Below are 9,177 nucleotides of genomic sequence, written 5' to 3'. Positions count from 1 at the left end.
GGCGAACCGGGTGCCGGGCGGCGTGGGCAGCGCGCGGACCCGCAGCGCGAGCAGGGTGGCGAGCAGCAGCGCGGCGACGACCGCCGCACCGGCGAGCAGCCCGGCCGGGCGGTCGGCGAACAGGGCGAGGGCGTACGCCCACGCTCCCGTCAGCACCGCCAGCATCCCCGCCACACGGCCACCCTAGCCCGCCGTGTCACGCCCCGCGGGCCCCCTGCGCGCACACCGGTCCGTGCCCGGCCGACCCCGGCCGGCGTACCCCGAACGGGCGAACCGGCCGACACGCCCACCGGCACGTTTCCCGAAACGGACACGGTGGGTAACAGATCCTCGACCACGCGGCACGGTGCCGCGAGCGGTCCGGAGGAGACGGTGGTGACGATGAGTGGCTCAGTGGCGGAGCGGGAGCGGAGCGCCGCATCGGGCGGAACCGACCTGCTGACAGTCGGCGTCGAGGAGGAGTTCCTGCTCGCCGACCCGCACACCGGGACCGCCGTACCCGCCGTCGACCTGGTCATGGAGCAGGTGCCGGCCGAGCTGCGCGGTCAGGTGGAGCGCGAGTTCCAGACCAGCCAGATCGAGATCGGCAGCCCGCCCGGGCTGGACCTGTCCTCGATCCGGCACTCGCTGTCGATGCTGCGCGCCGAGCTGGCCGACGCGGCCGAGCGGGCCGGCGTACGGCTGCTCGCGATCGGCACCGGGCCGGTCGACGGCCCGGTGCCGCCGGTGGTGGACAAGCCGCGCTTCGACCGGATGATCGAGCGGTTCCGGCTGCTGGTGCCCGGTCCCGGCAACAACGGCATGCACATCCACGTCGGCATCCCCGATCCGGACACCGGTGTGCAGGTGCTCAACCACGTCCGGCCCTGGCTGCCGATCCTGCAGGCGGTCACCGCGAACTCCCCGTTCTCCCGGGGCGAGGACACCGGGTACGCGAGCTGGCGCTCGGTGGAGTGGGAACGCTGGCCGTCGGTCGCGCCCACCCCGTACCTGGAGTCGCACGAGCACTACGAGCGGCTGATCCGTCAGCTCATCGCCAGCGGCGTGATGCTGGACGAGGGGATGCTCTACTGGTACGCCCGCCTGTCCGCCAAGTACCCCACGGTGGAGATCCGCATCGGCGACGTCTGCCCGTCCGTGGACGACGCGGTGCTGGTGGCGGCGCTGGTCCGCGCGCTCGTCGCCACCGCGCTCACCGACATCGCCGCCGGCCGTCCGGCCGTCAACACCGACCACCACCTGCTGGTGGCGGCGCACTGGCGGGCCGCCCACGACGGGCTGGAGGGCGAGGGCGTCGACCTCACCGACGGTGAGCTGCGCCCGGCCTGGGAGCTGCTGGACCGGCTCGTCGACCGGCTGCGCCCGGAACTGGAACGGCACGGCGACCTGGACCGGGTGACCGACCTGCTGGGCGGGCTGCGCCGGCACGGCAGCGGCGCGGCGCGGCAGCGGGCGGTGTTCGCGCGTACCGGCAGCCTCGTCGACGTGGTCGCGGACGTGGCACGGCAGACCCGTGGCTGAGCGGCCGTGCGGCCGCGGCCCGGCGTGACAGGATGGGCGACGTGGCCGAGCGCATGATCGTCATCGGCGGCGACGCCGCCGGCATGTCGGCGGCGTCGCAGGCGCGACGCCGCCGCCGCGACCGCTCCGACCTGGAGATCGTCGCATTCGAGCGAGGACACTTCACCTCCTACTCGGCCTGCGGCATCCCCTATTGGGTGAGCGGCCTGGTGGAGGAACGGGACGAGCTGATCTCCCGTGACCCGCAGACCTTCCGCGACGACTTCGGCATCGAGGTCCGTACCCGGCACGAGGTCACCGCCATCGACCTGGACCGCCGCGAGATCCTCGCGCGGGACCTCGACGGCGGCGGCGAGGTCCGCGCCGGTTTCGACACCCTGGTGTACGCCACCGGCGCGTCCCCCGTGCAGCCGGACTGGGCACGCGACGACGTGTCGGGCGTGTTCGGCGTGCAGACGCTCGACGACGGCGCGGCGCTGATCGGCTGGCTGGAAGGCGAACCCCGGCCCCGGCGCGCGGTCGTTGTCGGCGGCGGCTACGTCGGCGTCGAGATGGCCGAGGCGCTCGTGCAGCGCGGGCTCTCCGTCCAGCTCGTGGAGCAGGCCGACCAGCCGATGTCGACTGTGGACCCGGACATGGGCGAGCTGGTGGCCGACGCGATGCGCGGCACCGGCATCGGTGTCCGTACCGGCCTCACGGTCACCGGCCTCCAGGAGCGGGACGGCCGGATCTCCGCGGTGGTCACCGACGAGGGGCCGATCCCGGCCGACGTCGTGGTGCTGGGTCTCGGCGTACGCCCCAACACCGCGCTCGCGGAGGCCGCCGGCCTGCCGATCGGTCCCTCCGGCGCGGTGCGGACCGACCGCCGGATGCGGGTGCCCGGCGTACCCGGTGTCTGGGCGGCGGGCGACTGCGTGGAGTCGCTGCACCGGGTCAGCGGCATGCCGGTGCACATCCCGCTCGGCACGCACGCCAACAAGCAGGGCCGCGTGGCGGGCATCAACATCGGCGGCGGGTACGCCACCTTCCCCGGCGTCATCGGCACCGCCGTCACCAAGGTGTGCGAGCTGGAGGTGGGCCGCACCGGGCTGCGCGAGCGGGACGCACGGGAGGCCGGCTTCGAGTTCGTGACGGTGCTGGCCCAGTCGACGAACCGGGCCGGCTACTACCCGGGCGCACGGGAGATGACCGTCAAGCTGATCGCCGAGCGGCCGAGCGGGCGGCTGCTCGGGGCGCAGATCGTCGGCTGGTCCGAGGCGGCCAAACGGATCGACGCGCTCGCGGTGGCGCTGTGGAACTGCATGACAGTGGACGAGATGACGGCGCTCGACCTGGGGTACGCGCCGCCGTACGCCCCGGTGTGGGACCCGGTGCTGATCGCCGCCCGCAAGGCCGTCGACGCGCTGGCCGCCGACGGCAGATGAGAAGTGTCGGTGGCCGGCGTTAGCGTGTGCGCGCTGTCGCATTGCCGGTCCGGCACTTCCCCTCGGAGGTAACCCCCCATGTCGCAGGAGACGACCTACCTCGAACTGTCCGAAGTGGACGGTGGAGCGCACAAGTTCTACGAGGTGGTGGTCGACGACACCGCGATGACAGTGCGCTACGGACGGATCGGCGACCAGGGCCAGGTGAAGACCAGCACCTACCCGGACAACGCCCGCGCCCGCGCCGCCGCCGCGAAGAAGATCGGCGAGAAGGTCCGCAAGGGGTACGCCCCGGCGGTGCCGGGCGTACGCCAGAAGCGCACGGTGTCGCGCCGGCAGATCGTCAGCACCCGTTCCACCGCCCGCACCGCCCCGGTCCTGTGGCGGTACGCCTCGGGCGCGCCGGCCTTCGGCATCTTCGTCGACGACAGGCACTGCATGGTCGGCAACGAACACGGGGTGATCACCACGCTCGACCACGACGCCCGGCTGGTCAACCAGGTCCGGCTGCCCGACGGGGTGAAGTGCATCGTCGCCGACGACGCCTGGGTCTACGCCGGCTGCGACGACGGCAACGTCTACGACCTGTCCGGCAAGGTGCCCCGCGCGGCGTACGCGATCGCGCCCGAGATCGACATCTACTGGCTGGACATCCACGACGGCGTGCTGGGCGTGTCCGACCGCGACGGTGGCATCTCGGCGATCGACCACGAGGACGAGTTTCTCTGGCGCCGGCCGGGACGCGGCCGGTCGGCGTGGATGGTGCGCTGCGACGCCGACGCGCTCTACCACGGCCACTCGCAGGGGGTCACCGGCTACGACTGGCGTACCGGGCGCGAGCTGTGGCACACCGGCACCGGCGCGGTGCTGTTCGGCTGGCAGGAGCGGGACGCCGTGTTCGCCGGTACGGGCACCCGCGAGGTGGTGCGCCTGCGTAAGAACGGCCGGGCCGAGCAGGTCTACCGCTGCGACTCGGCGGTCTTCTCCTGCGCCACCGCCGAGGGCGGCCGGTACGTGTTCGCCGGCGACAGCGCCTCCTCGATCTACTGCTTCGACCAGGCCGGCAACCGGCTGTGGAAGCTCGGCACCGGCTGCGGCTCGGCGTACTCGATGCAGTACCACGACAACCGGCTCTACGTGGTCACCACGAGCGGCTACCTGGCCTGCATCGACGCGAGCGAGGCGGCGATCCGGGCGGCCGAGGCGGGCAGCGTGCCCGACGTGGTCGACGTGAAGGCGCCGGCCCGGATGCCCGAGACGGCCGCCTGGACCTCGGTCGAGGTGACCACCGACGCGCGCGACGGCGTGCTGGTGCAGTGCGTCGAGCAGGGCGGCCGGCTGCGCGTGCACGTGCTCGCCGACGGCTACCGGCGGGACTGGTCGGTGCAGTTCCCCAAGGGCATCCGCGAGCCGGGCGCGCGCTACCTGGTCACCGAGGTCCGCGAGTCCGGCCGCGGCGGCTTCTACCGGGCGTACGGGGACATCCGCCGGCTGCGCTGACGCGCACCGGCGAGGCGCAGGGCCGGCCGCACCGGCGAGCGCGAGACCGGCCCGGGGACAGCGGATCGTCGCCCTACCGGTCAGGATGTCCGGATGCGGTGCGACATTCCCGAAGGGCTGCGCTGGGTCGAGCGGACGGAGGCCGGCCGGGCCTGGCTCGCGGAGCTGCCCGGCCGGCTGGCCCACTGCGTCGCGCGGTGGGAGCTGACGGTCGGCCCGCCGTTCGCGTACGCGTTCGCCTCGCTGGCGCTGCCCGCGACGCTTCCGGACGGGACCCGGGCGGTGCTGAAGCTCCAGTACCCGGACGACGACAGCGTCCACGAGGCCACCGCGCTGGCGCACTGGGACGGGCGGGGCGCGATCCGGCTGCTCGCCCACGACCCCGACCGGCGCGCACTGCTCGTCGAGCGGTGCGACCCGGGTACGCCGCTGCACGCGCTGGCGCCCGACGCGGCGCTCGACGTCGCGATCGGGCTGCTGCCGGGGCTCGCGGTGCCGGCCGGCGCGCCGTTCACGCCGCTGGCCGAGGAGGCGGCCGGCTGGGCGGACCGGATGCCCGGCAACTGGCGGCGGGCCGGGCGCCCGTACGAGCGACGGCTGCTCGACACCGCGCTCGGGCTGCTCGCCGACCTGGCGCCGAGTCAGGGTGAGCAGGTGCTGGTCAACCAGGACCTGCACGCGGGAAACATCCTGGCCGCCGGGCGCGAACCGTGGCTGGTGATCGACCCGAAGCCGCTGGTCGGTGAGCGGGAGTTCGCCGTGGTGCCGCTCGTGCGCGGCGCGGAGCTGGATCACTCCCCCGCGGCGGTGCGGCACCGGCTCGACCGGCTCAGCGCCGAGCTGGGCCTGGACCGGGAGCGGGTACGCGGCTGGGCGATCGGCCAGACGGTGGCCTGGAGCATCGGCGGCGACCACGTCTTCCCCGGCAACGTCGAGGCGGCCCGCTGGCTGCTCGACGAGATGTGACAGCGCCGCCGCACCCGGGGCGGGCGCAGCGGCAGGCACGCCGAGGGGTCAGCCCGCCTGGCAGGTGGGGCACCAGTAGAGGTTGCGTCCGGCCAGCGCGCCCCGGCTGACCGGGGTGCCGCAGACGTGGCAGGGGGCGCCGGGGCGGCGGTAGACGTACACCTCGCCGCCGTGCCTGTCGACGCGCGGCGCACGGCCGGTCACCTCCGGCAGGTCGGCGTCGCGCACCGTGTCGATCCGGCCCCGCTCGACCGCGCGGGCCATCAGCATCACCAGGTCCGCCCAGAGCTCGGCCCAGCCGCCCGGCGTCAGCTCCCGGCCGGGCAGCAGCGGCGGCAGCCCGGCCCGGAACAGCGCCTCGGTCACGAAGATCAGGCCGGTGCCGGCCACCACCGACTGGTCGAGCAGCAGCGCGGCCAGCGGGGTGGGGCTGCGGCGGATCCGCGCGTATGCCCGATCCGGGTCGGCGTCGGCGCGCAGCGGGTCCGGCCCGAGGCGGTCGCGCAGCGCCGCCACCTCGGGCGGGGTCAGCAGCTCGCATGCGGTCGGGCCGCGCAGCTCCAGCCAGTGCCGGTCGCTGTGCAGACGCAACCGCACCTGCCCGACCGGGGCCGGCGGCTCCCCCGGCCCGTCGGCGAACTTCCCGTACAGACCCAGGTGTACGTGCAGCGTCAGCTCGCCCGCGTAGTGGTGCAGCAGATGCTTGCCGCACGCCTCGGTGCCGTCCAGGACGGTGCCGCTCAGGCGGGCCGCACCCTCGGCGAAGCGGCCCTGCGGGCTGTCGGCGTGCACCTTGTCGCCCGCGAACAGCTCGGCGTGCCGGGCGGCGAGGCGGTGGATGGTGTGTCCCTCTGGCACAACGACCAAGCGTAGCCAGCGGATCGGGCCGCCGGCGACGTCGGGTCCTGGGACGCCATTGAATCGACGGTCGTCGACTGAAAGACTGGCGGCGGCAGCGCTCGGGAGCCAGTGCGAGCAGCTCGATCTCGCCGGAGGGACAAGCGCGGGGTGATGCGCCACCCCGGTGCCGGGCAGTCCTCTCCGGCGCTCCGCCGTGCCGCCGCGGCGGCGACATCGCGGTCCACCACCACTCCGGCGCCGACCGCCCCCGGCGCCCCCAGCTCGGGAGAGACAGATGCTCCGTACGCTCGGCGCGGCACTGGCCGCCGCCCTCGCCCTGACCGGCCTGGCCGCCTCGGCCGGCGCCGACAGGTCGCCCGCCACCACGGCGATGACGCCCGCCACCGCGGCGACGCCCACCCCGACGCCCACGTTCGCGTGCCCGCCGGCGCTGCCGGTCACCGGCCAGGTGACGGGCGCCACCACCACCAGCCTCACCATCACCTACTGGATGGTGCTCAGCCCGCCCTGCGGTTACGACCCGCCGCTGCTCATCAGCCTCTTCACCAGCCGCGAGGACGCCACCGCGTGGCGCGATCCGGTGGCCGAGGCCGTCACCGGGCCGGAACGATCCGGCACGGTGACCATCGGCGGCCTGGCCCCTGGTAGCGAGTACTGGTTCCGGTTCGGCGACACCAAGGGCACGCGGGATCCGTACGTGATCGGTGGACCGGCGCGCACGCTGTCGCTCTGCTCCGCGACCGCCACTGTCGACAGCAGGTGGGGCGGCGGCTTCGTCGCCACGGTGACTGTGCGCAACGGCGGCACCGAGCCGGTCCCGGGCTGGCTCGTCTCGTGGCGGTGGCCCGGTGACGAGCGCATCCAGTCGGTCTGGGGCGGGGTGGCCGAGGGCTCCGGCCAGGACGCCGCGGTCCGCAACGCCTCCTGGAACGGGACGCTGGCACCCGGCGCGTCGACGACGTTCGGCCTGCTCGTGGCGAGCAGCGCGACGCCCGCCGCGATCACGCCGGCCTGCGGGCGATGACCGGCATGCGGTGGACGGCACGGCACGGCGGTGCCGGCCGCCTCCTGGCGGCAGGGCTGGCGCTCGCCGTGGCCGTCGCGGCGACGGTGGTTGGCCCGGCGGCGGGTGCGCTGGCGGCCCCGGTGACCGTCCCGAACGGCACCCAGTTCACCGACACCAGCGGCGCCGTGGTGCACGCCCACGGCGGCGGTGTGCTCAAGGTCGGCGACTACTACTACTGGTTCGGCGAGAACCGCAACCGGACAACACGTTCCGGGCGGTGTCCGTCTACCGCTCGACGGACCTGCGCACCTGGGAGTTCCGCAACCACGTGCTCACCCAGTCGTCGGCCGCGGAGCTGCGGGTCGCCAACATCGAGCGGCCGAAGGTCGTCTACAACGCGGGCACCGGCCGGTTCGTGATGTGGATGCACAAGGAGAACGGGTCCGACTACAACGAGGCGCGGGCCGCCGTCGCCTCGTCGGCCACCGTGGACGGGAACTACACGTACCACGGCAGCTTCCGGCCGCTCGGGCAGCACATGTCCCGCGACATCACGCTCTACAACGACAACGGCACCGCGTACATGATCTCGGCGGCCGACGACAACTACGACCTGAACATCTACCGGCTCACCTCGGACTACCTCAACGTGGCCGCCCTGGTGGGCAACTTCTGGGACGGCGCGCACCGCGAGGCACCGGCGATGTTCAAGCGGGGCTCGACGTATTTCCTGCTGACCTCGGGGGCGACGGGCTGGAGCCCGAACCAGGCCCGGTACGCCACCGCGCCGAGCATCTCGGGACCGTGGAGCGGCTGGACCGACGTGGGCAACGGCACCACGTTCAACTCCCAGCCGGCCTTCGTGCTGCCGATCCAGGGCACGTCCGGCACCAGCTACCTCTATCTGGGTGACAGGTGGGCGGGCGCCTGGGGCGGCCCGGCCAACGACTCCCAGTACGTGTGGCTGCCGATCGCCTTCCCGACCGCCACCAGCATGAGCCTGACCTGGTATCCGTCCGTCACCGTCGACACGGCGGCGGGCACCGTCACCGGCAACTCGCCGACCTACCACCGCGTCACCGCCCGGCACAGCGGCCGGGTGCTCGACGTGATCAACGGCTCCACGGCCAACAACGCCGAGGTCAAGCAGTGGGGCTGGAACGGCGGCGGCAACCAGAGGTGGGAGTTCCAGGACGCCGGTGGCGGCTGGTTCCGCCTCGTCAACGCGGCGAGCGGCAAGTGTCTCGACGTCGCCAATGCGTCCACCGCCGACGGCGCCAACATCATCCAGTACACCTGCGGCAGCGGCGCCAACCAGCAGTGGCAGTGGGCCGCGCTCGGCGGCTGGTTCCAGTTGCGGGCCCGGCACAGCGGCAAGTGCCTGGACGTGGTGAACGCCGGCACCGGCGACGGCGCGGACGTCCAGCAGTACGCCTGCGGTGCGGGCACCAACCAGCAGTGGTCACGCACGGTGTCCTGACCGTGCGGCGCGCCTGAGTGTGCGGAGCCGACCCAGGGGTGTCGATTTCGGCACACCTGGGTACTTCCTGCATGTCATGCGCGGCCTCCGCGCCTGGATCAGGAGGTGCCATCGTGAAGATCTTGTCCCGCCGGAACGCTCCGGCGACCAGTACCGATACCAACGGCGACGGCGTGGTCGACGAGCGCGACCGGACCGCCGAGCAGCCGGCCGACCGGCCCGTGGTCACCGACCGCGACGAGGAGCGGACCACGTACCGCAGCGCCGCCACCGCTACCGACGACGAGCGCGCCCGGGACGCGGCGACCGACCGGGACGCACGCGAGCTCGGTGCGGCCACGGCCACCGACGGCCGGACGGCGACGACGGCCACCGACGGCCGGATCGCGGCGGCCGACGACGAGCGGGACGCGGAGGCC

At 73.7% G+C, this 9,177-nt stretch carries 6 protein-coding genes and 2 pseudogenes; 7 read left to right on the top strand and 1 reads right to left on the bottom strand.

The features are described 5' to 3' along the window. Positions 1-372: 372 nt before the first annotated feature. The 4 genes from AC2CHG_RS27535 to AC2CHG_RS27520 all read left to right on the top strand — a co-directional run bounded on the left by AC2CHG_RS27535 (position 373) and on the right by AC2CHG_RS27520 (position 5,411). Complete coding sequence (locus AC2CHG_RS27535; protein ID WP_457114155.1) at positions 373-1,521, top strand: carboxylate-amine ligase; 1,149 nt, start codon at positions 373-375, stop codon at positions 1,519-1,521. 41 nt (positions 1,522-1,562) lie between these two features. Beyond that, positions 1,563-2,945 carry an FAD-dependent oxidoreductase gene (locus tag AC2CHG_RS27530; RefSeq protein ID WP_484525896.1) on the top strand — a complete coding sequence of 461 codons (1,383 nt, stop codon included), beginning with the start codon at positions 1,563-1,565 and terminating at the stop codon, positions 2,943-2,945. 78 nt (positions 2,946-3,023) lie between these two features. After that, positions 3,024-4,445 carry a WGR domain-containing protein gene (locus AC2CHG_RS27525; protein ID WP_463839171.1) on the top strand — a complete coding sequence of 474 codons (1,422 nt, stop codon included), beginning with the start codon at positions 3,024-3,026 and terminating at the stop codon, positions 4,443-4,445. A 93-nt stretch (positions 4,446-4,538) separates the two neighbouring features. Next, entirely contained in the window at positions 4,539-5,411 is an 873-nt protein-coding gene (locus AC2CHG_RS27520) for an aminoglycoside phosphotransferase family protein (protein ID WP_484525895.1), read from the top strand. A 48-nt stretch (positions 5,412-5,459) separates the two neighbouring features. Here AC2CHG_RS27520 and AC2CHG_RS27515 read toward each other — a convergent pair whose 3' ends face one another. Continuing rightward, on the bottom strand, positions 5,460-6,269 hold the full coding sequence (locus AC2CHG_RS27515; protein WP_262013906.1) for an Fpg/Nei family DNA glycosylase: 810 nt from the start codon (positions 6,267-6,269) through the stop codon (positions 5,460-5,462). 277 nt (positions 6,270-6,546) lie between these two features. Here AC2CHG_RS27515 and AC2CHG_RS27510 point away from each other — a divergent pair, with 277 nt between their 5' ends. From AC2CHG_RS27510 to AC2CHG_RS27500, 3 genes and pseudogenes are all read left to right on the top strand, one after another. Further along, positions 6,547-7,296, top strand: a complete 750-nt coding sequence (locus tag AC2CHG_RS27510; protein WP_484525894.1) for a cellulose binding domain-containing protein — start codon at positions 6,547-6,549, stop codon at positions 7,294-7,296. 5 nt (positions 7,297-7,301) lie between these two features. Continuing rightward, positions 7,302-8,758, top strand: a pseudogene (locus AC2CHG_RS27505) (RICIN domain-containing protein). 113 nt (positions 8,759-8,871) lie between these two features. Then, positions 8,872-9,177: pseudogene (locus AC2CHG_RS27500) on the top strand (thrombospondin); the annotation flags it as partial.

Source organism: Micromonospora sp. ATLC20 (genome assembly GCF_057196585.1).
This window is presented reverse-complemented; position numbering and strand designations above follow the sequence as displayed.

Coding starts and splice junctions, on each gene's coding strand:
- AC2CHG_RS27525 (WP_463839171.1), top strand. CDS start 3,024: ATGTCGCAGGAGACGACCTACCTCGAACTGTCCGAAGTGGACGGTGGA.
- AC2CHG_RS27520 (WP_484525895.1), top strand. CDS start 4,539: ATGCGGTGCGACATTCCCGAAGGGCTGCGCTGGGTCGAGCGGACGGAG.
- AC2CHG_RS27510 (WP_484525894.1), top strand. CDS start 6,547: ATGCTCCGTACGCTCGGCGCGGCACTGGCCGCCGCCCTCGCCCTGACC.